The 26,368-nt window shown below is 33.0% G+C and carries 30 protein-coding genes; 27 read left to right on the top strand and 3 right to left on the bottom strand.

Annotated elements, in window-relative coordinates; genetic code table 11:
* From rnmV to AC1RP4_RS06210, 19 genes are all read left to right on the top strand, one after another.
* Complete coding sequence (gene rnmV, locus AC1RP4_RS06300; RefSeq protein WP_409021930.1) at nt 1-573, top strand: ribonuclease M5; 573 nt, start codon at nt 1-3, stop codon at nt 571-573.
* Complete coding sequence (gene rsmA / locus AC1RP4_RS06295) at nt 566-1,465, top strand: 16S rRNA (adenine(1518)-N(6)/adenine(1519)-N(6))-dimethyltransferase RsmA (RefSeq protein WP_409021931.1); 900 nt, start codon at nt 566-568, stop codon at nt 1,463-1,465. The genes rnmV and rsmA overlap by 8 nt, the downstream gene beginning before the upstream one ends.
* A 92-nt stretch (nt 1,466-1,557) precedes the next feature.
* Nucleotides 1,558-1,794 (top strand): Veg family protein, encoded by a 237-nt coding sequence (locus AC1RP4_RS06290; RefSeq protein WP_409021932.1) that lies wholly within the window; start codon nt 1,558-1,560, stop codon nt 1,792-1,794.
* A 118-nt stretch (nt 1,795-1,912) separates the two neighbouring features.
* Nucleotides 1,913-2,767 carry a 4-(cytidine 5'-diphospho)-2-C-methyl-D-erythritol kinase gene (gene ispE, locus AC1RP4_RS06285; protein WP_481761794.1) on the top strand — a complete coding sequence of 285 codons (855 nt, stop codon included), beginning with the start codon at nt 1,913-1,915 and terminating at the stop codon, nt 2,765-2,767.
* A 29-nt stretch (nt 2,768-2,796) separates the two neighbouring features.
* Nucleotides 2,797-3,387, top strand: coding sequence for a cysteine hydrolase family protein (locus AC1RP4_RS06280; protein ID WP_481761793.1), 591 nt, complete (start codon nt 2,797-2,799; stop codon nt 3,385-3,387).
* Between the two features lie 369 nt (nt 3,388-3,756).
* Complete coding sequence (locus AC1RP4_RS06275) at nt 3,757-4,980, top strand: serine hydrolase (RefSeq protein WP_481761792.1); 1,224 nt, start codon at nt 3,757-3,759, stop codon at nt 4,978-4,980.
* Between the two features lie 331 nt (nt 4,981-5,311).
* Nucleotides 5,312-6,274 (top strand): metal ABC transporter substrate-binding protein, encoded by a 963-nt coding sequence (locus AC1RP4_RS06270; RefSeq protein ID WP_481761791.1) that lies wholly within the window; start codon nt 5,312-5,314, stop codon nt 6,272-6,274.
* Nucleotides 6,275-6,283: 9 nt separating this feature from the next.
* Nucleotides 6,284-6,976: a metal ABC transporter ATP-binding protein gene (locus AC1RP4_RS06265; RefSeq protein WP_481761790.1), complete on the top strand. Its 693-nt coding sequence runs from the start codon at nt 6,284-6,286 to the stop codon at nt 6,974-6,976.
* Nucleotides 6,937-7,764, top strand: coding sequence for a metal ABC transporter permease (locus AC1RP4_RS06260; RefSeq protein ID WP_481761789.1), 828 nt, complete (start codon nt 6,937-6,939; stop codon nt 7,762-7,764). The genes AC1RP4_RS06265 and AC1RP4_RS06260 overlap by 40 nt, the downstream gene beginning before the upstream one ends.
* A gap of 185 nt (nt 7,765-7,949) precedes the next feature.
* Nucleotides 7,950-8,780 carry a pur operon repressor gene (gene purR, locus AC1RP4_RS06255; protein WP_409021938.1) on the top strand — a complete coding sequence of 277 codons (831 nt, stop codon included), beginning with the start codon at nt 7,950-7,952 and terminating at the stop codon, nt 8,778-8,780.
* 201 nt (nt 8,781-8,981) lie between these two features.
* A complete protein-coding gene (gene glmU, locus AC1RP4_RS06250; RefSeq protein WP_481761788.1) occupies nt 8,982-10,373 on the top strand; it encodes a bifunctional UDP-N-acetylglucosamine diphosphorylase/glucosamine-1-phosphate N-acetyltransferase GlmU in 1,392 nt (463 codons plus the stop codon).
* A 90-nt stretch (nt 10,374-10,463) separates the two neighbouring features.
* Nucleotides 10,464-11,441, top strand: coding sequence for a ribose-phosphate diphosphokinase (locus AC1RP4_RS06245; RefSeq protein ID WP_481761787.1), 978 nt, complete (start codon nt 10,464-10,466; stop codon nt 11,439-11,441).
* A gap of 487 nt (nt 11,442-11,928) precedes the next feature.
* Nucleotides 11,929-12,342 carry a hypothetical protein gene (locus AC1RP4_RS06240; RefSeq protein ID WP_481761786.1) on the top strand — a complete coding sequence of 138 codons (414 nt, stop codon included), beginning with the start codon at nt 11,929-11,931 and terminating at the stop codon, nt 12,340-12,342.
* Between the two features lie 82 nt (nt 12,343-12,424).
* Nucleotides 12,425-13,210 (top strand): hypothetical protein, encoded by a 786-nt coding sequence (locus tag AC1RP4_RS06235; protein ID WP_481762649.1) that lies wholly within the window; start codon nt 12,425-12,427, stop codon nt 13,208-13,210.
* Nucleotides 13,197-13,895 carry a hypothetical protein gene (locus tag AC1RP4_RS06230; RefSeq protein WP_481761784.1) on the top strand — a complete coding sequence of 233 codons (699 nt, stop codon included), beginning with the start codon at nt 13,197-13,199 and terminating at the stop codon, nt 13,893-13,895. Before AC1RP4_RS06235 ends, AC1RP4_RS06230 begins: the two co-directional genes overlap by 14 nt.
* Nucleotides 13,859-14,554, top strand: a complete 696-nt coding sequence (locus AC1RP4_RS06225; RefSeq protein WP_481761783.1) for a hypothetical protein — start codon at nt 13,859-13,861, stop codon at nt 14,552-14,554. The genes AC1RP4_RS06230 and AC1RP4_RS06225 overlap by 37 nt, the downstream gene beginning before the upstream one ends.
* A 16-nt stretch (nt 14,555-14,570) precedes the next feature.
* Nucleotides 14,571-15,209, top strand: coding sequence for an ATP-binding cassette domain-containing protein (locus AC1RP4_RS06220; protein ID WP_481761782.1), 639 nt, complete (start codon nt 14,571-14,573; stop codon nt 15,207-15,209).
* Nucleotides 15,206-15,721: a hypothetical protein gene (locus AC1RP4_RS06215; protein ID WP_481761781.1), complete on the top strand. Its 516-nt coding sequence runs from the start codon at nt 15,206-15,208 to the stop codon at nt 15,719-15,721. Before AC1RP4_RS06220 ends, AC1RP4_RS06215 begins: the two co-directional genes overlap by 4 nt.
* 891 nt (nt 15,722-16,612) lie before the next feature.
* Complete coding sequence (locus AC1RP4_RS06210; RefSeq protein ID WP_481761780.1) at nt 16,613-16,777, top strand: hypothetical protein; 165 nt, start codon at nt 16,613-16,615, stop codon at nt 16,775-16,777.
* 729 nt (nt 16,778-17,506) lie between these two features.
* Here the strand turns inward: AC1RP4_RS06210 and mscL are convergent.
* Nucleotides 17,507-17,956: a large conductance mechanosensitive channel protein MscL gene (gene mscL, locus AC1RP4_RS06205; RefSeq protein WP_409021944.1), complete on the bottom strand. Its 450-nt coding sequence runs from the start codon at nt 17,954-17,956 to the stop codon at nt 17,507-17,509.
* Between the two features lie 144 nt (nt 17,957-18,100).
* Between mscL and AC1RP4_RS06200 the strand changes: the two genes are divergently transcribed.
* Nucleotides 18,101-18,457, top strand: a complete 357-nt coding sequence (locus AC1RP4_RS06200; protein ID WP_481761779.1) for a DUF3899 domain-containing protein — start codon at nt 18,101-18,103, stop codon at nt 18,455-18,457.
* A gap of 17 nt (nt 18,458-18,474) precedes the next feature.
* Complete coding sequence (locus AC1RP4_RS06195; RefSeq protein ID WP_481761778.1) at nt 18,475-18,633, top strand: hypothetical protein; 159 nt, start codon at nt 18,475-18,477, stop codon at nt 18,631-18,633.
* A gap of 59 nt (nt 18,634-18,692) precedes the next feature.
* Here AC1RP4_RS06195 and yidA read toward each other — a convergent pair whose 3' ends face one another.
* Together yidA and AC1RP4_RS06185 are read right to left on the bottom strand one after the other, a co-directional pair.
* Nucleotides 18,693-19,508: a sugar-phosphatase gene (yidA, locus tag AC1RP4_RS06190; protein ID WP_409021948.1), complete on the bottom strand. Its 816-nt coding sequence runs from the start codon at nt 19,506-19,508 to the stop codon at nt 18,693-18,695.
* A complete protein-coding gene (locus AC1RP4_RS06185) occupies nt 19,498-20,865 on the bottom strand; it encodes an HD domain-containing protein (RefSeq protein ID WP_481761777.1) in 1,368 nt (455 codons plus the stop codon). The genes yidA and AC1RP4_RS06185 overlap by 11 nt, the downstream gene beginning before the upstream one ends.
* A 168-nt stretch (nt 20,866-21,033) precedes the next feature.
* Between AC1RP4_RS06185 and AC1RP4_RS06180 the strand changes: the two genes are divergently transcribed.
* From AC1RP4_RS06180 to AC1RP4_RS06155, 6 genes are all read left to right on the top strand, one after another.
* Entirely contained in the window at nt 21,034-21,474 is a 441-nt protein-coding gene (locus AC1RP4_RS06180; protein ID WP_481761776.1) for a YwiB family protein, read from the top strand.
* Nucleotides 21,475-21,518: 44 nt separating this feature from the next.
* On the top strand, nt 21,519-22,115 hold the full coding sequence (gene rpoE, locus AC1RP4_RS06175) for a DNA-directed RNA polymerase subunit delta (protein WP_481761775.1): 597 nt from the start codon (nt 21,519-21,521) through the stop codon (nt 22,113-22,115).
* Between the two features lie 220 nt (nt 22,116-22,335).
* Nucleotides 22,336-23,928 carry a CTP synthase gene (locus AC1RP4_RS06170; RefSeq protein ID WP_481761774.1) on the top strand — a complete coding sequence of 531 codons (1,593 nt, stop codon included), beginning with the start codon at nt 22,336-22,338 and terminating at the stop codon, nt 23,926-23,928.
* 116 nt (nt 23,929-24,044) lie between these two features.
* A complete protein-coding gene (locus AC1RP4_RS06165) occupies nt 24,045-24,416 on the top strand; it encodes a GntR family transcriptional regulator (RefSeq protein WP_481761773.1) in 372 nt (123 codons plus the stop codon).
* Nucleotides 24,417-24,418: 2 nt separating this feature from the next.
* Nucleotides 24,419-25,312 carry an ATP-binding cassette domain-containing protein gene (locus AC1RP4_RS06160; protein WP_481761772.1) on the top strand — a complete coding sequence of 298 codons (894 nt, stop codon included), beginning with the start codon at nt 24,419-24,421 and terminating at the stop codon, nt 25,310-25,312.
* Nucleotides 25,312-26,358: a hypothetical protein gene (locus tag AC1RP4_RS06155; protein ID WP_481761771.1), complete on the top strand. Its 1,047-nt coding sequence runs from the start codon at nt 25,312-25,314 to the stop codon at nt 26,356-26,358. Before AC1RP4_RS06160 ends, AC1RP4_RS06155 begins: the two co-directional genes overlap by 1 nt.
* The last annotated feature ends 10 nt before the right edge of the window (nt 26,359-26,368 follow it).

The following is a 26,368-nucleotide window of genomic DNA, read 5'->3' as shown; positions in this document are numbered from 1 at the left end:
ATGCAGAAAATTAGAGAAGTAATCGTAGTTGAAGGTCGCGATGACACAAAACGTATCCATTTAGCTGTTAATGCAGATACGATTGAAACACGTGGCTCAGCTATTAGTGACGAAACGTTAGATCAAATTGAACTGTTGCAAGAAACTCGAGGCGTAATTGTATTTACGGACCCTGATTTTTCTGGTGAAAAAATTCGTAAAACTATTTCAGCACGCGTTCCAAATGTACAGCATGCTTTTCTGAAAAAAAGTGAAGCTGTCCCAGATCATAAAGGGAGTTTAGGCGTTGAACATGCTTCAGTTGAAGCGATTCGTGAAGCGCTAGATCATTTGTATACAGAAATGCCTGATGGCGAAACATTGATCAGCTTAGAGGATTTACAAACGGCAGGATTGATTGCCGGACCGGATGCCAAAGCTAAGCGTGAAAAATTAGGTGAGTATCTCAAAATTGGTTACACAAATGGAAAACAATTATACAATCGATTGAAACTATTTCAAATTTCACCAGAAGAGTTCGTCGACGCATTGCAAGAAATTAACGAGACAATAACGGAGGAAAAACATGGCTAACAATGATGTGCCAGACATTGCTTCACCTATTAGAACTAAAGCAATTATGGAAACTTATGGTTTAACTTTTAAAAAGAGTTTAGGCCAAAATTTTTTAACAGATAAAAACGTACTAATGAATATTGTGGACGCCGGAGATATTACGGCTGAAGATGACGTTATCGAAATCGGACCTGGTATTGGGTCATTGACTGAACAATTAGCAAGACGTGCACATCATGTTTTAGCAATTGAAATTGACCAAAATTTGATTCCTGTACTTGGCGAAACACTAAGTCCATATGATAATGTTGATATCGTGGAACAAGATATTTTAAAAGCTAATTTACCAGCGTTAGTAGAAGAACATTTTGATGGACAGCATCCATTAAAATTAGTCGCTAATTTACCTTATTACATTACAACGCCCATTATCATGCATTTACTAGAAACGGCGGTTAAATTAGATAAAATCGTTGTTATGATGCAAAAAGAAGTGGCAGAACGAATTGCAGCTGATCCAGGTAGTCGTACATATGGATCACTAACGGTAGCCGTTCAATATGAAATGGATGCTGAAGTCGCATTCGTTGTTCCAAGAACCGTCTTTATTCCACAACCTAATGTTGATTCAGCTATTATTGTTTTGAATCAAAAAGAAGGCGACGTTGAACGCCCAATTAGTGAAAAGGTCTTCTTTAAATTAGTTAAAGGAAGTTTCCAACATCGACGTAAAAGTTTATGGAATAATTTACAATCAATTTATGGTAAAACACCAGAAATTCGTGAAGCGTTACAAGCAGCATTGGATGCATCAGAAATTTCTGCTCAAATTCGTGCTGAAAAACTAAGTATTCATGAATTTATTGTTTTATCTAACAATCTTATCAAAGTAGAAGAGAAATTTAATTAACTTCTTATTGAACTACTGATGTTCGATGTGGTATAATTGCAAATCTTGTGAAACTATGGTATGATGTTTCACATAAGAAGGTGAAGCCCATCATGCCAGAAACTTTAGCCAGCATCAAAGGTACGCTAGATGCCCAAGTCGGAAAAAATTTAACGGTAGTTGCTCAAGCCGGTAGAAAGAAAACTACAGAACGTAAAGGGATTTTACGCGAAACATTCCCAGCTATTTTTGTAGTCGATTTAAACCAAGATGAGAATTCATTCGAGCGCGTTTCATATAGCTACACAGACGTATTAACAAAAAATATTGAAATTGATTTTGAAGATTAAAAATAAGTATAAAAGCCTAGGTAGGGATGTTTTTAGAACATCTTAACTTAGGCTTTTATTTTTAGAAATAATTAGTATAATTAGAGTTAATTAAGGACTTATAGGATTAGGTGAGAACATGGAGATTCGTGAAAAAGCCCCAGCTAAAATCAACTTGAGTTTAGACACCCCATTTAACCATCAAGATGGTGAACAAGAATGGCGAATGGTGATGACATCAGTTGATTTAGCAGACTACTTACATATCAAATCGCTAGACGATCGAACGGACATTACAGTGGAAACTGATAGTGGTTTTTTACCGTGTGATCACCGAAATTTAGCCTATAAAGCAGCAAAAATTTTACAGGATAAATTTCAGATTAAAAAAGGTGCCCAAATACATATCAAGAAGCAAATCCCAGTTGCTGCTGGGCTAGGTGGCGGTTCATCAGATGCAGCAGCCGTTTTACGTGCTTTGAATCAATTATGGAAACTCAATTTATCTTTAGCAGAGTTGGCAAAAATTGGTTTAAAAATTGATTCTGATGTGCCTTACTGCGTTTATAGTAGAACGGCTCATGTAACGGGTCGTGGTGAGAAGATTGCTATTTTAAAAGACTTACCCCCTGTTTGGTTAGTGGTTGCAAAACCTAAGATTAGTGTTTCAACACCAACTATTATTAGACAAATTGATTATACGCGACTCACTCATCCAAATGTAAACGCCGTTGTGAATGCAATTGAGGACGACGATATGGATGCCATAATTGATAATCTAGGTAATGCGCTTGAACCGATTACAGCTGAACGTCATCCCGAAATTACACGTTTAAAAGAAAAAATGATAAAATTTGGGGCAGATGCAGCAGAAATGAGTGGATCAGGCCCAACTGTATTTGCGATATGTCGTAAAAAAAGTCGAGCACAGCACGTCTACAATAGTTTAAAAGGTTTCTGTGAAGAGGTCTACCTAGTGAGACCGTTAAGTTGATTTTATTGCGATAATTAGCATAATTTGTTATGTTGAAGGCATTAAATACAACTGAAAATGAGGGACAACTTGTGGAAGCCTTAATTGAAATTGACTATACAAATGATTTTGTAGCGACAGATGGACACTTAACGGCGGGAAAACCTGCTCAAGAGATTGAAGCTCGAGTGATAGAATTAATGAATGAGTTTGAACAAAAAGGTGATTATGTTGTTTTAGCAACTGATATTCATTATGAAAATGACCCATTTCATCCAGAAACTAATTTATTTCCACCACATAATATTGCAGGTACAAACGGTCGTAAATTCTATGGTGAGTTGGAGCCTTGGTATCAGGCGCATAAAGATAAATCAAATGTTTATATGATGGATAAAACGAGATATAGTGCTTTTGCGGGAACGGATTTAGATTTAAGATTACGAGCTCGGTCAATTGAAACAGTGCATTTAATTGGTGTTTGCACAGATATTTGTGTTTTGCATACCGCAATTGACGCATATAATTTGGGCTATAAGATTGTCATTCATGAAAAGGCGACAGCTAGTTTTAATCAAGCTGGACATGTATGGGCACTGTCACATTTTAAGGATTCTCTGGGTGCAGAAATTAAAGATTAGTGGATTTAGTACAGCTATTGTTGGAAGAGAGTGTTGTCACTTTGTGATAGCACTTTTTTTTATTAAAAAATTGGAGATAATGACTAATTAAGCGACTAGTTAAGAACGCATCCTTCTATTTACATACTACCTAATATAGGTTAACTTTATAACTAAGACATGATTTAATGTAGCGTGTTAGATTAATCTAATTTGCAAGAAAATGGGGGATTGTCTTTGGGAGAATAAAAGCCATATTTGGGGAAAGGTATGGAGGAAACATAAGTGTTGATAGTTAGTTTATGAGTAACAGATATTGAGTACATATATAGAAAAAATAGGGATGTAATGAAGGATAAGTTAAAGTCCTAAAAATTACGAGGTGAAGATATGAAAATTTGTTCGAAATGTGGGTCTCAGAATGAAAATGATGCATTATACTGTGATAATTGTGGGCAACCGTTAGAAAATAAAAATGTTGCTCCTATGAAAACATGTCCGCAATGCAACATAGCAAATAAGGTTGAGGATCAATTTTGCAATAATTGTGGCTTTAAATTTAATCCGAAAGCGCAAGATACTAATAAAGTAGCAGCGCCAATAGTAAACAATGAAATAACAGAAAAACGAGCTAAAAATAACAACCCGATGAAAATAGTTTTAGGAATTATTTTACTTGTTATTATAGCGGGTGGCGGTTATCTTATAGCTGGAAAGTTAACGCACAAAGATAGTGTACCGACGAAGGAAACAACTACTGCAGTATCTAGCTCAAAAGAAAAGAAAACATCGGAAAAAACGCAATCTTCAGAAAATAGTTTAGTACTAAATAAAGTTAAAATTAAGAATGATATTGCAACATATATGGATGACGTTGATGGAAAAAATTCGGTCTACGTTTCGTTAACAGATGGTAGTGCACCGGTAGTTGAAAATAATCATGCGCAAGGATCAGCCAGCATGATTAAATTATTTATTTTAATTACAGCTTATTCTATGGAAAAAGAAGGGACCATCAACCTAAAGGATAGCTATGTTTTATCAGAATCGGATAAGGTCGGTGGAACGGGAGAAATCCAGAATATGAGCGCAGGTACTAGATTGTCATATAAAGAATTATTAGAAAAAATGATTGATGACAGTGATAATACTGCTGCAAATATTGTGATTGATAAACTTGGTGGATTTGCTTCAATTAATACAGAAATTAAAAAATTAGGCGCAATTAATACAACAATTAAAAGAAAAATGATGGATACAGATGCCCTTAATTCAGGAATCGATAATAAAACGTCAGTAACAGATATGGGTAAAATTCTTAAAAAAATGTATAATCATAAATTAGTGTCTAACCAATCGGATCAGGCAATGCTAGATTTACTAAAAGAAAATAAAAATCTAACTAAATTACCATCGTCCTTACCAACTGGTGTTACAGTCTATAATAAGACAGGCGAATACAACGAATATGGTATTCAAAATGATGCTGCCATTATAGAAAAAGATAAAAAGGCATTTATAGTTGTGGCGATGTCAGAATCGGGAACTGAAGATAAGCAGATTCCGGGAATGAATAGGCTAGGATTAGAATTATATCAAGATATTCTAGAGTAAAATAAGAGTTACCAGATAAAATAATGAGACGCAACATCGTAACTAATGGTTAGTTATGATGTTGCGTCTTTTTGCGCGCAAGATATTAATAGTAAATTATATTTAATTCTAATGATATAGTTCACTTTTAAATTGGAAACGGTTCACTTGCTGACAGGTCGACTTTAAATACAGTTATTATAACAAGATGAACTTATACGAATGACAGCTTAACACCGTAGTGACACTTAAAAAAGTTGACGTAGCTGTACCTAAAATGATATTCTAATATTTGTCGGTAATGGTATTGATTACTATTTAGATTACGATTTGAAAAAATGAGGGAGAAACCATGCAAAAAAAATTAATTTTAGTAAGCATAGTACTCACGATGTTAGTTGTTGTATTGACCGGGTGTGGGCAAGGGGCAACTAAGAAAGAGTCTAATAAATTACAGGTTATCACGACATTTTACCCAGTGTATGAATTTACTAAGGCAGTTGCAGGCGATAACGCAGATATAACAATGTTGATGCCTGCCGGGACAGAACCGCATGATTACGAACCTAGTGCAAAGGATATTAGTAAAATTGCGAGGTCAGATATCTTTATCTATAGTAGTAATAATATGGAAACGTGGGTTAAAAGTTTGAAATCAAGTATTGATGAAAAACAAACGCAGATTTTAAATTCTAGTCATTCAATTAAAATGATTGATGAGAACGAAGAATTGAAAAGTGAAGAGGCTGAATTAGCTAATAAAGAAGAGGAAAGTTCATTTTCATCGACTAATAATTATGACCCTCATATTTGGTTAAATCCTGAAAACGCAAAAAAAATGGTTAAAAACATTTCAAATGAATTAATTCAGCAAGATCCTAAAAATGAAAAGTATTATGTAAAACGAACAAATGCTTATTTGAAAAAATTAACGGAATTAAATCAAGAATATAAAACGACATTTAAAAATGCTAAGAATAAAACATTTGTTACGCAACATGCTGCATTTGCTTACTTGGCAAAACAATATGGACTAACGCAAGTTGCGGTTGCGGGTATTTCTTCGGATGAAGAACCTAGTCCAAGACGTTTGGCAGAGCTACAAACGTATATTAAAAAGTATCATGTAGATACCATTTTTACTGAATCTAATGATTCTAGTAAAATTGCGAATATGCTAGCTAAAGAAACAAATATTAAGGTTAAAGGATTGAATCCAATTGAAGGACTATCAAAAGTTCAAATCGAAAATGGAGAAACATACCTTTCAGTTATGCAAGATAATTTAAAATCGTTAAAAACGGTTGTTAAATAAGGAGAATAGATGAAATATATTGAAGTCAAAGATCTTACCTTTTATTACGATGAAGAACCTGTTTTACAAGATATTAATTTCCACATTGATTCGGGTGAATTTGTCATTTTAACTGGTGAAAATGGTGCTGCAAAATCAACTTTAATTAGAAATGTACTTGGCCTATTACATCCGGCTAAAGGAACTGCTGAAATTTCTAAAACTAATTTAGATAATAAAAAATTACGTGTCGGATATATCCCACAAGAGATTTCATCATTTAATGCGGGGTTTCCGTCAACAGTATATGAACTAGTAGCATCAGGCCGTTACCAACAAAATCGTTGGTTAAGACGTCTGAATAAAAATGATCATGAACATATAAAAAAAGCACTTGAAACAGTTAATATGTGGAACTTTAAGAATCATAAAATTGGTGAATTATCTGGTGGTCAAAAACAACGTGTTTGTTTAGCCCGTATTTTTGCAGCAGATCCTGATTTATTTATTTTAGATGAACCAACAACAGGGATGGATGAACAATCGCGTCACGATTTCTACGAATTATTACAACATGAAGCCCATACGCATCATAAAGGTATCTTGATGATAACGCATGATCATGAAGATGTTTCAGAATATATTGATCGTCACATTAAATTAGTTAGAAAGGAGGACTCACAATGGAGATGTTTCTCGATGGATTCATGCAACGAGCTTTAATTGCTTCACTTTTAATGGCAGTAATTACGCCGTTATTGGGATTATTCTTAGTTTTAAGAAGGCAATCGCTTTTGGCAGATACATTGTCACACGTTTCGTTAGCAGGGGTCGCGTTAGGATTGTTTGTTAATATTAATCCAACAATTACCACACTGATTGTGGTTTTAATTGCCTCAGTTTTAATTGAATTTTTAAGCAATTTATACCGTACGTATTCAGAAGTTTCAATTGCCATTATGATGTCTGCCGGACTATCAATTGCCTTAGTTTTAATGAGTTTAAATCAAGGTGCCAGTTCAATGAGTGTACAGCAATATTTATTTGGTTCAATTGTGACGATTAGTTCAGCGCAGGTTATCATTTTAGCAATTTTAACTGTATTAATTGTCGTTCTCTTCCTACTATTCAAAAAGCCAATGTATGTTTTAACTTTTGACGAAGAGACGGCTTTTGCTGAAGGGTTACCGGTTAGATTGATGTCAATTAGTTTTAACGCAGTTACAGGTGTGACGATTGCTATAATGATGCCAATTGCCGGGGCACTACTCGTTTCTGCAATTATGATTTTACCTGCAGCAATTGCAATGCGATTGGGTCGTAGCTTTAATCTGGTTATTATAATTGGTGTGATAGTTGGTGTAATAGGGATGGTTGGCGGATTAATGTCATCTTACCAATTTAATACACCGCCTGGCGCAACGATTACGCTATTATTCATTACGATTTTCATTATATGCAGTATTATTAAAGTTATATCCGTTAGACTTCAAATTAATAAACAAAAATAAAACCGAATATTAACAATCAACAAGCTACTTTTAAAAATAGCTTGTTTTTTTATTAGAAAATCATTAAAAACCGAACGTTAATAATTATATTTTGGCATTTTACTGTTATTATTCGGTAAAACGGGTTATAATGAAAATCACACTTTGAATACTAGATATGTTTAAAAGAAAGGCCTGATATATATATGAAAACAAGAAGAAGCGATCGATTAATTGATATGACTCGTTATTTGCTAGAAAGACCACATACGTTGGTTTCTTTGACGTATTTCTCAAAACGCTATGAATCAGCTAAATCATCAATCAGTGAAGATCTTGCGATTGTAAAACGTACAGTTAGAGAGCGAGGCACGGGAACGCTAGAAACAATTCCTGGCGCAGCTGGCGGTGCACGTTTTATTCCATCTATTGATGAAGCAGAAGCACGTGAATTTATTGAATCAATGACTGAGGAGTTATCAGAAAAAGATCGGTTATTACCTGGTGGCTATGTCTATCTATCTGATTTACTTGGCCGTCCTGACGTTTTACGTCAAGTAGGACGCTTGATTGCAACAGAGTACTTAGACCAAAAAATTGATGCCGTTATGACAGTTGCAACTAAAGGTGTACCCATCGCACAAAGTGTCTCAACATTTTTGAATGTGCCATTTGTTATTGTGCGTCGCGATTCAAAAATTACCGAGGGTTCAACCGTTAGTGTTAACTATGTATCTGGCTCGAGTGAACGTATTGAAAAAATGGAATTATCAAAGCGTAGTTTAAAACGTGGTGCTAACGTATTAATCGTAGATGATTTCATGAAGGGTGGCGGCACAGTTAACGGAATGAAGAGTTTAATCGAAGAGTTTGAAGCAAACTTAGTCGGTATTTCCGTTTTCGCTGAGGGCGCCTTTAGTGGTGACCGAATTGTTGATGATTATAGTTCATTGTTAAAAGTTGATGAAATTAATCATACAGACAAAACCATTCATGTTAGTGAAGGAAATTATTTAACAAAAACATTTAAAAAATAAAAAGTTAATAGATAATTTATATGAAAACTTAATGTTAAATTTAACATTAAGTTTTTTTTAGAAAATTCCAATAATAATTTAAAATCAAGTGTTTTTTAATTTCGAATAAAGTAAGCATATTTATTCGAAATCTTGCAACGCATACGGGTTTAAGCTATTATTAAGGTAGAATATTAGAATATAATTGGAGGAGACTATCTAATGACAGTTGCTAAATATGCCATTATTCTTGCTGCCGGTAAAGGTACAAGAATGAAATCTAAACTATATAAAGTGTTACATCCGATTGCTGGGCGTCCAATGGTTGACCACGTTTTATCGGAAATTGAAGCAAATAATATGGATGAAGTTGTTACTATTGTGGGACATGGTGCTGAGCAGGTTGAAGAAACGTTAGGCAATCGCTCAGAATATGTTCTTCAAGCAGAACAATTGGGAACTGGTCATGCTGTCCTTCAAGCAGAAAAAATCTTAAAAGATAAAGAGGGTATGACCATTATTGCTAATGGTGATACACCGTTACTTACTGCCAAAACATTTGGTGAATTATTTGAATATCATAAAGAAAAAGGTGCTGCTGCAACTGTTCTAACAGCACAAGCAGAAGATCCAACGGGTTACGGTCGAATTATTCGTAATGATATTGGGATTGTTGAAAAAATTGTTGAACAAAAAGATGCCACAATTCAAGAAGCTAATGTTCAAGAAATTAACACAGGTGTGTACTGTTTTGATAATAAAACTTTATTTGAAGCTTTACATGAAGTAACAAATGATAATGCACAAGGTGAATATTACTTAACTGACGTTATGGAAATTCTTAAAAAACAAGGTAAGATAGTCGCAGCTTACCGCATGAAAGATTTCTCTGAATCAATGGGTGTAAATGATCGTGTGGCTTTATCTGCTGCAACTAAAGTTATGCAACGCCGGATTAACGAAAAACATATGCGCAATGGTGTGACTTTAGTTGATCCTGAGACGACTTACATCGAATATAATGTTAAAATTGGTTCAGATACAATTGTAGAACCAGGCGTTTACTTAAAAGGTAATACAGTCATTGGTGAAGATTGTGTCATTGGTGCTCATTCTGAAATTATTGATAGTATTATTCATGATAAGGTAACTGTTACGTCATCATATCTTGAAGATTCTGAAATGGAAACAATGAGTAACATTGGACCATACAGTCACTTACGTCCTCAAGCACATATTGGTGAAGCTGCTCATATCGGTAATTTTGTAGAAATTAAAAATGCAACTATCGGTAAGAGTACTAAAGTTGGTCATTTGACTTATGTCGGGGATGCCACTTTAGGTAAAGATATTAATGTCGGCTGCGGCGTCGTTTTTGTTAATTATGATGGCGTTAATAAACACCATACCAACATTGGTGATCATTCATTTATTGGTAGTGGATCTAATGTAGTTGCACCACTAGAAGTTGGTGATCATGTATTTATCGCTGCCGGATCAACAATTACAGATAATATTGATTCACACGATATGGGTATTGCTCGTGGTCGTCAAGTGAATAAAAAAGGTTATTTTGACAAATTACCAGTAGCTCATGCACCAGAAATTGATTAGTAAGCGAATTCTTATCGGATTTTAACTTGCAATTTACTTGATTAATATTTAAAATTTTAAGTAGGGAAAATTAAATAACTGGAGGCACATATGTCAGAACATTATTTTGATCCAAAGTTGAAAATTTTTGCTTTGAACTCGAATAAACCATTGGCTGAAAAAATTGCTGATGCTGTTGGTGTTAAATTAGGTAAAACCTCTGTAGATCGCTTTAGTGATGGTGAAATCAGAATTAATATTGAAGAAAGTATTCGTGGAGATCATGTTTACATTGTTCAATCAACATCTGCACCCGTCAATGACAATATTATGGAATTATTAATTATGATTGATGCTTTGCGTCGCGCAAGTGCTAAATCAATTAATGTCGTTATTCCTTACTATGGTTATGCTCGTCAAGATCGTAAAGCACGTTCACGGGAACCAATTACAGCAAAATTAGTTGCTGACATGTTAGAAAAAGCTGGTGCAACAAGAATTTTAGCGCTTGATTTGCATGCTGCTCAAATTCAAGGATTCTTTGATATCCCAGTTGATCATTTAATGGGTGCACCTTTATTAGCTGACTACTTCTTAACCGAAGGATTAGATAAAGATTCTGTTGTCGTTTCACCTGATCATGGTGGAGTGACACGTGCTCGTAAATTAGCAGAATTCTTGAAAGCACCTATTGCAATTATTGATAAACGTCGTCCTAAAGCTAACGTTGCTGAAGTGATGAACATTATTGGTACCGTTGAAGGCAAACGTTGTATCTTAATTGATGATATGGTTGATACGGCAGGAACAATTACGCTTGCTGCTCAGGCTTTAATGGATGCCGGTGCAACTGAAGTGTACGCAAGTGCAACTCATCCGGTTTTATCAGGTCCAGCTGTTGAAAGAATTGCAAAATCACCTATTAAGCAATTTATCGTAACAGATTCAATTCAGTTACCTGAAGATAAGAAAATTGATAAATTAGTTCAAATTTCAGTGGGTCAATTAATTGGGGATGCAATCACGAGAATTCATGAAAACAAACCAGTTAGTCCATTATTTAAAAATCGTTTCCATAATGAAAAATAAAGTTAAGAAAGTTAGATAACTAATGTTGTCTAACTTTTTTTGTATCCAAATTTAGGACATAAAAAAACCGTCAGTCCAGGGAGACTGACGGAAAAAGGGAGTAGAGATAATTAATTTCAGGGGAGAAATTAGTTATGAGTTAGATTAATTTATTCGGGGAAATAAATTAAAATTTAAAAGTTATTAATTAAGGTATGAAGTTATAATAACAAGTAGTTGTGAAGAAAATGTGACGTAAAAAGGAAGAAAGTTCTTCTCGTAGTTAGTACGTTAGAGTAGTAAGCAGTCTGTTTACTTGAATATCTTAGGACTTAATAGATCTTACTAAGAATGATAAACAACATTAAAGTGATTTTTTATTAATATTAGCATTAATTTTATATTATATATAAATTATAAAAGTCTTTTTTAACTTGAATATTATTGTTTTGAGTTAATTATTTATATATAATATTAAATGCGTAAGGGAGAATTTTAAGGAGTTTTTATGAAAAAATTAATGTCATTTATTTTAGTTGCAATATGTGTTTTTGGTATAGCAATTTTAAGTTCAGATCGTGTAGAGGCTAACAATCCGAATTATGTTCATCTTGCTAATAGATGGAATGATCCTTGGGACGAAACTTATAGAATTCAAAAGTGGAGTAAAACTGCGTATGAATTAAACATCAAAAAGATATCGGGAAAAATACGTGTGGAAGCTTGGGGACACTCTTATAAGGCTGGTCGTACAGGAAATGTATCTGTTTCTAAAGGAAAAAAATATGTTATTAAATCTAAAGGACAGACAAAATTAACTAATTATTTAGTAGAGTGGTATGGAACAGGAAACAATGCATATATTGTAAATAGTATTCATGCATATGGTAGTGCTGATGGTAATTGGAAACCTGATAGATAAGAAGAAATAATGTGCTCTCTTACGCATTATATTAAAATAAAAGATTGGTGTGAAAAAAATGAATTCTTATTGGCTGTCGCGTATGGCGAAGAAACAATATTTTTATGGCATATTAGTGGGTTTTGCTTTAATAGTAGTTCACGTGTCTATGGATATGTTACCTAATAGGACTTATCTAGATGGTTCTAATTTAACTTTTACTGTGATTACAACATGGATAGGTATAGGTGGTACTGGTAGCGATTTTTCAGCTTTATTTTATTTGTTATTACCTTTATTTTCAGTGATTGGTTTGAATCTAATTGTCTTCGAGGATAAACAAACAGGTTTTATTAAACAATATGTACAAAAAAAGGGAATTATTAATTATTCTATTCATTCATTTAGCTTAAGCTTTATTTCAGGATTTTTGATTGGGATACTACCTTTATTATTGGATTTATTAGTAGCATGGTGTTTATTCCCTAATCAACCATTAGATGCTGTATTAAATAATAATCTGGGACTTGCATCGAATTCAACATATTTTATGAAGGACCTTTTCCAGCAATCATATACGGGGATTTTATTTTATATTTTACTTGCAGGTTTGTTCGCAGGTGTTTTTTCTGTAGTTGCCGCGAGTGTTAGTTTATATGTAAAAACAATTTATAGTGTGGTTAGTTTTAGTTTTTTACTGTGCTTATTTATAAGTGTTTTAGCTGCTGTATTTCCTTTTTATCTTGCTGCACCTTTGTCGCTTCCTATGGTAGGAGGACCCGCGGAGGGCCTACCTCCTTTATCATTTATTATGGGGATTTTGTTTTTGGTTCTCATTGTAGCTTATCTTTTTAATTTTATGGGAGTAAAACGTAATGCGATTATTTAAAATATATTTAAAAACTAAACGGTCTCGTGACTGGGTAATAGATATTCTTACGTTCTGTTTATTAATTATTTTATCTCTTTTTGAATATTATTTATTTTTAGGTAATGAAAAGAATAGTTCCTTTATTGACGTAGTCCAAGGAGGACTACAAAATAGTTTAAATATTGAAAATATAATGATTCTTTTCTTTCCAATATTGATATTATTACCCTTTCAGGGTTCTAAATTTCCAATTATGTATTATATAAGAAAACCTTTTTCTTTTTTGAGAGTACAAGTGAATTACTTTTATGCCATATATATTTGTGCATTTGTTATCTCTGGAATCCTTTTTTTAATTTTAAATAAGGATAATTTAAAATATAATATAAATGGCTATCAGCTAGTTACAATGGTTATTTATTTTATCGCAATGTATGTTTTTTATAATTTAATAGCGTCCTTTTATTGCCTCACAGGAAATAAAATTATATCGTTATTTTTAATTTATGGTTATTATCAATTAGAAATATTTTTGAACGAAAGAGGGATTAGATTGTTTTTTAATCATGGCATAATCAGTCTTGGATATAGTGTTAACACGTTATATTTAATTCAAAATATATTCTTTATACTACTCTTTTTTATTATTTTGGAGGTTTTTCAAAGATGGATTTTATCAAAAAAAGAATACTCTATAAATTGAAGTTTTTCAGTATCTTAGTTTTTAGAAATATTTATTTAACGATTTATTATTCTAAATGGCGTACGGTGCTCATTTTTATTATGCTAACGATGATGATCATATTGTGCAAAAGAGATCAAGTGAGTGGTATGACGAGCTTACTATATGGTGCTTCGTTAGATACTGAGGGAGAATCTTTTCCTTTATTTTGGTTCATCTTTGTGATTTCTCCAGCATTAGCTATTGGAAATTCACAAATGTTACTATGGAAATCAGATTTTAAAATTCTACATAATATTGGATATAAAAATTATTTATTTAGCAATTTATTGATGTTAGGAATTTATAATAGTTTTTTTTATTTTTTGATAGTGATTATAAACGGTTTTGGTATCTCACATTTAGCTTTCTATAGTTATCTATTTATATTTAGTTTCACCTATCTTGTATTGTTATCAACAGCGTCATTTTTATTAGATGATTTTATACTACCCTTAATAGGGAGTTTAGCAGTCATAATATTAGATGTTTATATTTCTCACATATCCATTATAGACGCAACAATGCTCTCTAGATTTAACCCTAATCATAATTCGGTTAACATTATAATTTTATTAACGATTATATTGAGTTGCATCATTATCTCACTTATAAAAATTAAAGATATTGATTTTATTTAAAGAAAGTAGTGTAAAAATGAAAATAATAGAGTTGAAAAACATTTCCAAAAGAATTAAGCAAAAAGATATTTTAGTAGATATCAATTTATCAATTGAAGAAGGAATCGTTTGTGGATTCAGTGGGCCAAATGGTGCTGGGAAATCCATGATATTTAATACGATTATTGGGTTTGTAAAGCCTACTGAAGGTGAAGTTTGGGTTAATGGAAAATATATCAGAGTAGATGAACTTTTTTCAAGCAGCATTGCTTTTTCTATGGATAGTATTGGTATGTTAGAAGATTTTTCAGTTCTTAAAAACTTGGACTTAATTAATCAACTAAATAGTCATAAAATGACTAAGAATGAATTGAACGAAATGGTAACTTATGTTGGACTAGATCCTAATGATAAGCGTGCGATTAAACACTATTCATTAGGAATGAAGAAAAGGGCCTCAATTGCTTGTTGTTTAATCAATGATGCACCTATTTTAATATTAGATGAACCTAGTAATGCACTAGACGATAGTGGAAAAGACTTTTTGCGTCAGTTAATTATCGATCAAAAAGCAGCAGGGAAAACAATCCTTATTTCTAATCATGATAGTGTTTTCTTAAACGAAGTGAGTGATAAAATCATTCACATTTCAGAAGGTAGAGTTATTCTAAAATGAAAAATAAAAATTCGTGGAAACTAAGTCAGAGAGGATTACTTATTTTGGGAGGCATCTGCTTACTAGCAAGCGCTGTATGGTTATGGAATGCTCATGCAGCAGTAACCGAACAATATAAAAACAGTCAAATTAAGAATGTGTTTGTAACATCTAATCATCAAAAAATAGTAAATGAAAAATTTGTATTTACTAAAATCAAGCATCACGTCACTAAAGACTCAGACGAAGCTTACTACAATGACAGTATTGATGTCGATATTGAATCAAAAAAAGATGGTGACTTTCCACTCGGAGGGCTATTTGTTATGAATAGTTCTTATGATGTGACCCAATCTGATATGCTTAATGAAAAAGGTGAATCTGATTCTTCGCTGCATGTCGGGATAAATCATAAGACTTTAAAAGCAATTATTAGAAAAGGCTCTGGTAATCGTTCTTTTAATTTAGTGTTTTTAACTTCGTCCAAACCAGGTACTAATATAAAATATATCTATCAAAGTGATTTTAAGTGAATATCACTAGGTAAATTAAATTAATTTAGACAGTCCCGGCAGGTAATGCTAGGGCTGTTTTTTACTATTCTTAAAGTATTCAAATTCAACATAAAAAACCGTCAGTCCGGGGAGACTGACGGAAAAAGGGAGTAGAGATAATTAATTTCAGGGGAGAAATTAGTTATGAGTTAGATTAATTTATTCGGGGAAATAAATTAAAATTTAAAAGTTATTAATTAAGGTATGAAGTTATCATAACAAGTAGTTGTGAAGAAAATGTGACGTAAAAAGGATAAAATATGATTACTTTTTTTGTGGGGTGAAAGTATAGGATATATAATATTTTAGTAGTTTTTACATAAAGATTTTCTTAGAATAAAGCACTATTTGAGCTGATTATTAAATACAACTTTTCTACTACCCTTTAAAATTGATAAAGTGTATATTAAAAGGTAGTAAATATAGTTTAAGAAAGTGTTGCTATGGTTCTTTTAGCTCAAGAATTGTTAAATTATAACTTATAAGACTGTTTAAGGCTAGCAGAAGGTAAATGAAAATTAAAGATTCATTTGAATTGTTTGTAACCTATCAAGTCTATTCTATAATATTTTGATTGAATAAGGGTTGAATAATTAGTCAATTAATTAAAGGTGAAATAATTTATGGAATTAAGATACTTTATGAAGAGTCTAATTGAATAGGGAGTGATCCATATCCGGTACAAGATTATAATATTATATTAAAAAATTTAGAGAGCCTGACTTTGATTATGCAGGAGAGTTACCCAAAATATCTATGGCTTTTAGTACGTCTAGTACAGTAACTAGTGTTGGGGCAGAACTTGGGGTAACTTTAGTTACTATTTTCATAGTCTTTGTAGGTTCCTTAATAATATAGAAGGAGAAGAATATGATAGAATTTGAGATAAAAGTATTAATATTTTTATTAATTGGTACGCTTGTATTTATGATTTTAAAAATGCGGAAATATAAAAAAGAAATTACCGAACTTAATGATGTGGAAAAGAAGCAACAAGAACAAATAAGTAGATTAGAAGGGAAAAATAATGAATAGTTATGATCTAGTTTATCTTGTTATGCCTTTAGTATTATTTTGTATTTGGATTGCTTTCTACATTTACTTATGTGTATGTTTATATAAATATAAGAAAGCTAGACGAAAAGTAATAATTAGTTCTGCTAAACTTAATGAATTAACAACAAAAAAGATATTAGAACTAGAAAAAAAGTTAAAAAAATAGAATAAAAACTAATTAAAAAGAGAAGTAATCAGAAATCAATCTGGAGACTTCTCTTTTTAATTTATTATAGAGCTAATCGATTCTCAGAATAGTCTTGTGTCTAATCTGAGAATATAACCAATTAGGTTGGGCATTAAACTTAGACTTCAAACGTATATTTAATTAGAGACAGTACTCGTAATGTTAAAAAGGGGGACCAAAATAATCTTAGATTGTTATTTATTACTACAGATTATAACGCTTGAATATTATGATTTTATAGTCGATACACTTTAATTTTAAGGGTATAAAAAAACCGTCAGTCCGGGGAGACTGACGGAAAAAGGGAGTAGAGATAATTAATTTCAGGGGAGAAATTAGTTATGAGTTAAATTAATTTATTCGGGGAAATAAATTAAAATTTAAAAGTTATTAATTAAGGTATGAAGTTATCATAACAAGTAGTTGTGAAGAAAATGTGATGTAAAAAAGATAAAATATAAGTAAAATAAAAAAACTTGATTCCGATTAAAAATCAGAATCAAGTTTTTATTAATTATTATTTAGTCTTCTTTTGCAATTTTTTCTTCAATTTTTTTTGATGCTTCTCGAGGTAAGTCACTATCTCTTTCAGCTAGTAAGTTACGGATATCTTTTAAATATTCTTCTGTAGGTGTTAATGTCGTTTCTGAAGATTCTTCTTCCTTATCATTAGATCTACTTGTTGCATTTCTAAGTGCTGTGATTCCTTTAAGCAACATAAAGATAACAAAGGCTACGATTATAAAGTTAATGACATCGTCTAAAAATTGTCCGATTTTGAAAGTTGTATCACCAATTGTGAGAACGATCCCTGACAAGTCAACTTTACCGACGACAAGTGCAATGATAGGACCAATGATGTTAGTTGTGAAAGACTTAACGATTGTTGTAAATGCACCACCAATAATAACAGCGACTGCCAAATCCATCACATTTCCGCGAGTGATAAAATCTCTAAATTCTTTTAACATGTTTGATGAGTCTCCTTTAATTTGGTTAACTGTATCTTAAAGTATAACGGATTTTATAGGATAAGTGAACTGAAAATTGTGAGTTAATAGGTTTGAATGATATAATCAAAGCACAAATTAAAAGCGAGCGAGGAACTAACTATCATGAAACAGGCTAAAAGGAATGTCACATTTTTATTAAGTGTACTGGCAATCATTACTGCGATTATCTGGATCCGTGTTGGAGGGGATAGTTTTTCTTTATCTAATGTATATTTTTATATTGGCATTATATTAATTCTAGTCGGCATTATATTAATTTTGAGCCAAGCACAACTATTCGCTGGCTGGTTTAAACGACGAGATAAAGGTGAATCTAAAGAAGATTATAATGAACGTAAAATTGATGTTAAAAGTGTAGGAAGTAAAAAAAATCGTCCGCTTAAAATATCACCATTGATGCGTAGTTGTTTTATTGTTGGTGCATTATTGATTTTGATTGCTGTATTAGTGACTATTTAAACTAGGGAGATGATGTCATGAATATTTTTTTGGGTATTATCATCGTTTTGTGTTTTGCTGTAGGAGCATACTTTGTAGATGGTGGATTTGCAGAAAATGCTGGATCATTATATAAACAATTTAAGCAATCAAAGTTATCTTTTAGAGAATTTATGCGATTGTTGTTTAGAAGATAATTCGCCAAAAAAACGGACCTAACTTTGATTATTCAAAGTTAGGTCCGTTTTTAATTTATTTAATCAGCTAATGCATATTTTTGGATTGCTTTAGCAACACCTAACTCAACGTTAGTAGCAGTTACTGCTTGAGCATTATCTTTAACTTCTTGAATGGCGTTACCCATGGCAACACCTAGACCTGCTGCTTGGATCATTGATAAATCATTACCTTGATCACCAAGTGCCATAACCTCGTCTTTGGTGAAACCTAATTTATCAGCCAAGGACATAACGGCATTTCCCTTGCTGGCATTTTTGTTTAGGAGTTCTAAAAAGTAAGGTTCACTTTGAACGTAGTAATAATTATCGGTAATTTTTGCGGGTAATTCCTTAACGACACGTGTAATAACTTCAGGATAATCAATATACATCATTTTCGAAATGACGATATTCTTGTCCATTTCTTCAGGTTTTCGGAAACGAATAGGCATTTGAACTAAGAATGACTCTGCCACAGAATATTCACTGATATCAGCATTAGGTGTATACATTAATGCTTGATCTTCAGCATGAACATGGACGTTTAATTCACGACTTGTTTCTTCGATTATGTTGTAATCATTAATATCTAACGTATGATGAATTAAAACTTCACCAGAGCCTGAAACTTGAACTAAAGCACCGTTAAAAGTAATAACAAAATCATCATCTGATGTTAAACCGAGTTTTTCTAAGTATTTTGTAACGCCTGTTAAAGGACGTCCGGTACAAAGGACAACTTTGATGCCAGCAGCTTTAGCAGCTTTAATAGTAGTAATAGTTTCTGGGGCGATTTCTTTTTTATCATTAACGAGAGTACCGTCAATATCGATTGCGATTAATTTAATTGTCATGTTGTGTATTCTCCTTTGGGTTGATTAAAGTATCATTATTAAGATAAGTTCTAAATTGTGTATAAATGTCAGTGAATAAATCGTTCTCTGATTTTACTAATTCTCTTGGGAAGAAGAAACGACGGTCGCCTGATACTTTACCAGTAATAGAAGCAACGAGGTCACTGACGCTAGATAATTCAACAAGTGAACCATCTTCTTGAGCTAATTCGATTTGGGTGCGCGGCTTATCTTTGGTTGGATCATAGGCATCATAAGGTAAGTCGTAACTGTCATTTTCTGCCGTATAGTAGTCAGGTTGAAAGCCAGCTGATTCAATAAGACGTTCTAGAGTAGGTAATAAATCAACAGTCTCTTCATCAAATTTGATTGATTTAAATGGTTTGCGATCCAGGAAACGGACAGCTAAGTCACTTAAGATATTATCAGTATTTTGACGCCATTCCGTGAAGTAAGTGGTTAAAACACCGTCATCTAATTGTAAATAATCATCTAATGAAAATTCATTTTTAAAAAGTGGAATCAATAATTTTGGTGAATCCTCGGCACTTAAGCGATTATTTTCGTATAGGTATTTAGCCCGATTTAATAAATGACTTAAAATAACTTCCATTGATCTAGAAATAGGATGGAAATAAACTTGGACGTACATTTGGAATCGGCTGACAATATAATCTTCAACGGCATGCATCCCATTGATATCAAATGCAATCCCGCCTTTATAAGGACGCATCACACGTAAAATCCGAGTTAAGTCAAATGTACCATAATTTGTACCAGTGTAGTAAGAATCACGTAATAAGTAATCCATTCGATCAGCGTCTATTTGACTCGAAATCAATTGGACAACTTGTGGATTAGGGTACGTTTTTTGAATAACACTTGCCACTTTTTCTGGGAAATCAGCAGAAACTTTTGCTAAAACTTGATTAATCTCAGTTGATGGATCAGTTAAAATTTGAGCAGTGATAGCTTCGTGGTCCGTTTTGAAAATGTGCTCGAAAGTATGTGAGTATGGACCATGGCCGATATCGTGTAAAAGAGCAGCGCATAACGCCACTAATTTTTCGGAGTCGTCCCATAAACCGTCGCCAGCTTCTTTGCTTGGATAATTTCGTTGGAAATTATCGCAGATTCGACGTGTGATTTCATAAACACCCACGGAATGGGTGAAACGTGAATGTTCCGCTCCATGAAAAGTTAATGAAGTTGTACCGAGCTGTTTAATTCGGCGTAAACGTTGGAATTCTTTAGTATTAATTAAATCTAAAATAACTTGATGTTGCACATAAATGTAATCGTGAATAGGATCACGTAACACTTTTTCTCTAGCAAGTAACGGCGATTGTTCGAGCAATAGAATCCCTCCTCGAAAATTTAGATAGTAAATAAGTTCGTAATACTTCTATTATAACGAACATTCGTAATTTAGTCATGACATAATGATGATTATAGGTAACGACATTCATTTAAATCTAAGTTATAATACAGTGAAACGATAAGGTGAATGGAGGAATTAAGTTGTATGGCAATCACGTTAGATAAACAAATTGCGATCCATTTGGAAACAATTAAAACACAAGAAGGCGAAGTTGAACGCTATGTCATCGAAACAACGGGACAACTCGTTCGTTTAGGCGATGGGATGTATATCAGATATAAAGAAGAAGACGCAGAGTCTGGTAAAAAAAATCCAGTTACCTTTAAATTGCAAGATGATGGTGAAATTCAATTAACTCGAGAAACAGATGATATACGCACAAAATTAATTTTTTTAGCGCAAAAAAAAATTAATGGGGTTTATAAAACAGCGTATGGTCGTATTCCAATTGAAATTGAAACAACGCAATTAAAAAGTCAGTTAAATAGCCAACCAATTTCGGGATCACTTGATATTGATTATCGCTTAACAACAAGCGGTGAATTGTTGGGAGACTATAATATACGATTGCAATTTACGGCATAAAAATGTATGATTAAGAGTAGACTTTTGGAAAGGACGTGTGCTAGTTGGAGCTTAAACAATTCGATGGCCAAAACAAAGACGAGTTATCAATGATCGAGGTTGCTCACGCAATCTTATCGCAACATGGTGACGTCATGGGTTTTGCTGACTTAACTAATGAAATCCAAACATATCTTGGTAAAAATGATTTAGAAGTGAGAGATCGCTTATCACAATTTTACACAGATTTAAATGCTGATGGTAGCTTCATTTCACTTGGAGAGAACTTATGGGGATTACGTTCATGGTATCCCTTCGATTCAATCGATGAAGCTGTTGCTCATGTAGAAGATGAAGACGATGAAGATCGTCCTAAACGTAAAAAACGTAAGAAAGTTAATGCTTTCTTAGCAGATGCCGCTGATGATGATGACGTTATTGATTACAATGATGATGATCCTGAGGACGACGATTTAGATGCAACTTATGAAGATGACGACGAAGATGATGATGAAGATACAGAAATTAAAGGTTATGATAAAGATTTAGATGAAATAGCTGATAGTAATTCTGATGATGAAGAAGAATTACCAGAAGGTATTGAAGATCAATTATCTGAAATATCCGATGAAGATGCAGAAGACGACGAGGAAAATAATTAAAAGGACTTGACGATTTCGTCAAAACCCTGTAATATATTTTTTGGGCGCCTCGCAGGTATTTCTTGCGAGGACAAACGCACGGTTGATACAAGCTCCCTACACTGATTAGATTATTCTACTCGGCTTAGGGGGCTTGTTGTTTTTTATAGACATAATGAACAATAACTATCAGGCCACAAACACAGAATCCCCACAAAAATTAACCCAAAGGAGATTTATAATGACCAAATATATATTTGTTACAGGTGGCGTTGTTTCGTCAATTGGTAAAGGGATTGTTGCAGCATCTCTTGGCCGTTTATTAAAGAATAGAGGCTTGAAAGTTACTATTCAAAAGTTTGATCCTTATATCAATGTGGATCCAGGAACAATGAGTCCCTATCAACATGGGGAAGTTTTCGTAACTGATGATGGTACAGAGACTGATTTAGATCTTGGTCATTATGAACGTTTTATTGATATTAACTTAAATCAATATTCAAACGTAACGACTGGTAAAATTTATTCAGAAGTTTTACAAAAAGAACGTCGTGGTGATTATTTGGGTGCCACAGTTCAAGTTATACCACATATTACAAATACAATTAAAGAAAAAATTATGCGTGCTGGAACAACAACGGATTCTGATGTTGTAATTACTGAAATAGGTGGAACTGTTGGTGATATTGAATCATTGCCTTTCCTTGAAGCATTACGTCAAATGAAAGCTGATGTCGGTTCAGATAATGTTATTTATATTCATACAACATTGATTCCTTACCTAAAAGCTGCAGGTGAAATGAAAACGAAACCTACACAACATAGTGTTAAAGAATTACGCGGATTGGGTATTCAACCAGATATGTTGGTTGTTCGGACTGAAGAACATATCTCGCAAGATATGCGTAATAAATTAGCTAATTTCTGTGATGTTGAACCAGAAGCCGTTATTGAATCAATGGATGTTGATACATTATATACGATTCCTTTAGCGTTACAAAAACAAAAAATGGACCAAATCGTTGTTGATCATTTGAAATTAACAACACCAGAAGCAGATATGACTGAATGGCAAAAACTTGAAACACAAGTTTTAAATTTGAAGAAAACAATCAATATTGCGTTGGTTGGTAAATATGTTAAATTGCCAGATGCTTATATTTCTGTTGCCGAAGCATTGAAACATGCTGGATACACTGTTGATGCTGATGTTAAAATCACAATGGTTGATGCAGAAAAATTAGATGAAAGTAATATTGTTGAAACGTTGCAAGATGCTGATGGAATCATCGTTCCAGGAGGATTCGGTAATCGTGGACTTGAAGGGATGATTCTTTCAATTCAATATGCGCGTGAAAATAATGTTCCATTCTTAGGTGTTTGTCTTGGTATGCAAATGGCATGTATTGAATTTGCACGTAACGTTGTTGGGCTCCAAGGCGCACATTCAACTGAAGCTGTTCCAGAAACACCACATAACATTATCGACTTGATGACAGATCAAGAAGATGTTGAAGATATGGGTGGAACACAACGTCTTGGTTTATATCCATGTAAATTAAAACCAGGAACGGTAGCAGCTGCAGCTTATGATAATCAAGAAGTTATCCAAGAACGTCACCGTCATCGTTATGAATTTAATAACGAATACCGTGAACAACTTGCTGATAAAGGATTGGTTTTTGCTGGAACATCTCCAGATAATCGTTTAGTTGAAGTTGTTGAAATTCCTGAAAATAAATTCTTTGTGGCAGCTCAATACCATCCAGAATTTTTATCAAGACCACAACGTCCAGAAGGTTTATTCCAAGCCTTTGTGAACGCTACAGTTTAATAAATGTAATTGAAAGAGATAATAACAATTTGTTATTATCTCTTTTTTTATGTCTAAAAGGGTTGTATTTAATATGTGTACTATGTATTATAGTACACATGGATGAGGTGAGATAATTGCAAATTAATAAGACGAGTAGTAAACCGTTTTATGAACAATTGATATCAGGTATAAAAGAAGATATTTTTAAAGGAATTTTGCAGACAGAAGACAAGTTGCCGTCAGTTAGAGAAATGGCTAAAATTCATGAAATGAATCCAAATACGGTTAGTAAAGCGTATAAAGTTTTAGAATCACAGGATGTAATCGTGACAGTTAAAGGTCGAGGGACATATGTCAAAGCCAATAATGAGAGCAATCGCGATGAACGACAAATCCAAAAAAATCGTGAGGCATTGTTAGATACGATTAAAGAAGTGACCTATCTCGGTGTCCAAGAAGATGAGATTCAGGGTTGGGTTAAGTCGTATTTTGAAAAGGAGGACTAAGAATGGGATTTGAAATTAAAGGTTTATCAGAGAAAATTAGTGACAAAGAGATACTTAATGATATTAATATGTCTTTAGTCCCAGGGGAAATAGTGGGTCTAATTGGTCGTAATGGAGTTGGTAAAACAACCTTATTCAGATCAATTTCAGGCCAATACATACCAGATCAAGGTGATATTTTAATTGATGATCAATGGATGAAAGAAGATTCATCATTGAAGGAAAAACTCTTTTATTTAGATACACAGAATAATTTTTTAGACAGCTACACAATAGATAAGATTGTCGAATTCTATGAACTCGCTTATCAAACGTTTGATCGTCAAAAATATGATAATTGGGTCACAGAATACAACCTACCTAAACAAACAAAATATCGTCAATTTTCTAAAGGGATGCAAGGATTATTTAATATTATTTTGGCCTTTTCCACTGGTGCACCATATGTTATTTTAGATGAACCACTGGACGGGTTAGATGTAATTGTCCGTAAACAAGTTTTCCAAATTATTATTGATGCCGTTGCTGAAGACCAGCGAAGTGTACTTATTTCTTCACATAATTTAGAAGAATTAGATCGATTAATCGATCGCGCAATGGTTTTAAAAGATGGACATATTGTGAGTGATTATCGTTTGGAAGACACGCGTTCAGAATCACGAAAAGTTCAATTGGTGTTTAAATCAAAAGAAATTCCAGCTTTCATTAAAGAAAATAGCCGAGCAATGAGTATTCAAGGTCGTGTCGTCACTGTTTTATTTGAACACTATTCAGATGAAATTGAAGCTCAAATTGAAGCTGAAGATCCGGCATTATTCGAAGAATTACCGTTAACGTTGGAAGATTTATTCCGAGCAAGTCTTTCGGCTAAAGAAAATACCGGAGGTGGGAAGTAGTGACAGTTAATAGAAGATTGAATCAGATTATTTGGCAGAGATATAAGTGGATTGTTTTATCACTTGTTGCACTTATTGTGGTTGTTATGGGGTTTACACTACATAATTCGGTTGACACTACGGGAATAGACGCGGCCAATCTTACTTATACAGAGTTTGTTCAAAGTGAAAAAGATTCGGCAAAAGCGGATCATCGTAAAATAGGTTCAGTTAGCAGAGCAACATATGAAAAAAATAATATTAAAATAAAAGATGTAAGTATTCATGATGGTACATTTCAAAATGCAAAAACAGCACTAGTTATTTTTAGTCTGGGTGCTATCTTATTAGGGATATTTACTAATATGTATGATATGCAAACTAAATTTAATGAATTTATATTTTCAAGCTCATTTTCTAGAAAACGCATTTTCTTAAAAAAAATTGGTCTAATGTTACTACCTGCCTTACTTACTTTTATTGTAGGTTCAATTATAACAACATTTGTTGCTGATGTAGCTATCTCAGTAAGTAATCCAAATTTTATATCAGATAGAATGATACATTTATTCTTAGATAGTAGTCAATTGATTGCGCTATACAGTGTTGGCCTTGTGGTAGGTGTTTTAGTTCGTCGGGTTGTAGCATCTGTCGTCACTGCGTTGGGATTCACTGGCTCGGCCTTGATATGGTTTGCTTACTTTGAAGGATTCATTTTTGATCAAACGCAAGACATGTCTAATACTTATTATCTTGTACTAGGATTTATATACTTGATTGCTGGGTTATTGATGATAGTGATGGCAGTTCATTATTTCAACAAATTATCATTAGAACAGGATAGTCCTTATTTACAATTCGATTATTTAAAACTACCACTACTCATTTTTACAACGGCTTATATAGCTATTTTAATGGCTGTAGTTAATTATGATACAATTGGGGAAAAAATAGGATATGGCTTGATAAGCGGCTGTATTACAGTCATTGTTGCTTATATTGTTATTTATCGTCCACAAAATATTAGTCAAAAATTGCAACGTATTTTTTCGAAAAATAAAAAATAAAAGTAAAATG

This window comes from Dellaglioa sp. CoH-56-MRSF-10 (genome assembly GCF_056782175.1).
This window is presented reverse-complemented; position numbering and strand designations above follow the sequence as displayed.

Coding starts and splice junctions, on each gene's coding strand:
- rnmV (WP_409021930.1), top strand. CDS start 1: ATGCAGAAAATTAGAGAAGTAATCGTAGTTGAAGGTCGCGATGACACA.
- rsmA (WP_409021931.1), top strand. CDS start 566: ATGGCTAACAATGATGTGCCAGACATTGCTTCACCTATTAGAACTAAA.
- AC1RP4_RS06290 (WP_409021932.1), top strand. CDS start 1,558: ATGCCAGAAACTTTAGCCAGCATCAAAGGTACGCTAGATGCCCAAGTC.
- ispE (WP_481761794.1), top strand. CDS start 1,913: ATGGAGATTCGTGAAAAAGCCCCAGCTAAAATCAACTTGAGTTTAGAC.
- AC1RP4_RS06280 (WP_481761793.1), top strand. CDS start 2,797: ATGTTGAAGGCATTAAATACAACTGAAAATGAGGGACAACTTGTGGAA.
- AC1RP4_RS06275 (WP_481761792.1), top strand. CDS start 3,757: ATGAAAATTTGTTCGAAATGTGGGTCTCAGAATGAAAATGATGCATTA.
- AC1RP4_RS06270 (WP_481761791.1), top strand. CDS start 5,312: ATGCAAAAAAAATTAATTTTAGTAAGCATAGTACTCACGATGTTAGTT.
- AC1RP4_RS06265 (WP_481761790.1), top strand. CDS start 6,284: ATGAAATATATTGAAGTCAAAGATCTTACCTTTTATTACGATGAAGAA.
- AC1RP4_RS06260 (WP_481761789.1), top strand. CDS start 6,937: ATGGAGATGTTTCTCGATGGATTCATGCAACGAGCTTTAATTGCTTCA.
- purR (WP_409021938.1), top strand. CDS start 7,950: ATGAAAACAAGAAGAAGCGATCGATTAATTGATATGACTCGTTATTTG.
- glmU (WP_481761788.1), top strand. CDS start 8,982: ATGACAGTTGCTAAATATGCCATTATTCTTGCTGCCGGTAAAGGTACA.
- AC1RP4_RS06245 (WP_481761787.1), top strand. CDS start 10,464: ATGTCAGAACATTATTTTGATCCAAAGTTGAAAATTTTTGCTTTGAAC.
- AC1RP4_RS06240 (WP_481761786.1), top strand. CDS start 11,929: ATGAAAAAATTAATGTCATTTATTTTAGTTGCAATATGTGTTTTTGGT.
- AC1RP4_RS06235 (WP_481762649.1), top strand. CDS start 12,425: ATGGCGAAGAAACAATATTTTTATGGCATATTAGTGGGTTTTGCTTTA.
- AC1RP4_RS06230 (WP_481761784.1), top strand. CDS start 13,197: ATGCGATTATTTAAAATATATTTAAAAACTAAACGGTCTCGTGACTGG.
- AC1RP4_RS06225 (WP_481761783.1), top strand. CDS start 13,859: ATGGATTTTATCAAAAAAAGAATACTCTATAAATTGAAGTTTTTCAGT.
- AC1RP4_RS06220 (WP_481761782.1), top strand. CDS start 14,571: ATGAAAATAATAGAGTTGAAAAACATTTCCAAAAGAATTAAGCAAAAA.
- AC1RP4_RS06215 (WP_481761781.1), top strand. CDS start 15,206: ATGAAAAATAAAAATTCGTGGAAACTAAGTCAGAGAGGATTACTTATT.
- AC1RP4_RS06210 (WP_481761780.1), top strand. CDS start 16,613: ATGATAGAATTTGAGATAAAAGTATTAATATTTTTATTAATTGGTACG.
- mscL (WP_409021944.1), bottom strand. CDS start 17,956: ATGTTAAAAGAATTTAGAGATTTTATCACTCGCGGAAATGTGATGGAT.
- AC1RP4_RS06200 (WP_481761779.1), top strand. CDS start 18,101: ATGAAACAGGCTAAAAGGAATGTCACATTTTTATTAAGTGTACTGGCA.
- AC1RP4_RS06195 (WP_481761778.1), top strand. CDS start 18,475: ATGAATATTTTTTTGGGTATTATCATCGTTTTGTGTTTTGCTGTAGGA.
- yidA (WP_409021948.1), bottom strand. CDS start 19,508: ATGACAATTAAATTAATCGCAATCGATATTGACGGTACTCTCGTTAAT.
- AC1RP4_RS06180 (WP_481761776.1), top strand. CDS start 21,034: ATGGCAATCACGTTAGATAAACAAATTGCGATCCATTTGGAAACAATT.
- AC1RP4_RS06170 (WP_481761774.1), top strand. CDS start 22,336: ATGACCAAATATATATTTGTTACAGGTGGCGTTGTTTCGTCAATTGGT.
- AC1RP4_RS06160 (WP_481761772.1), top strand. CDS start 24,419: ATGGGATTTGAAATTAAAGGTTTATCAGAGAAAATTAGTGACAAAGAG.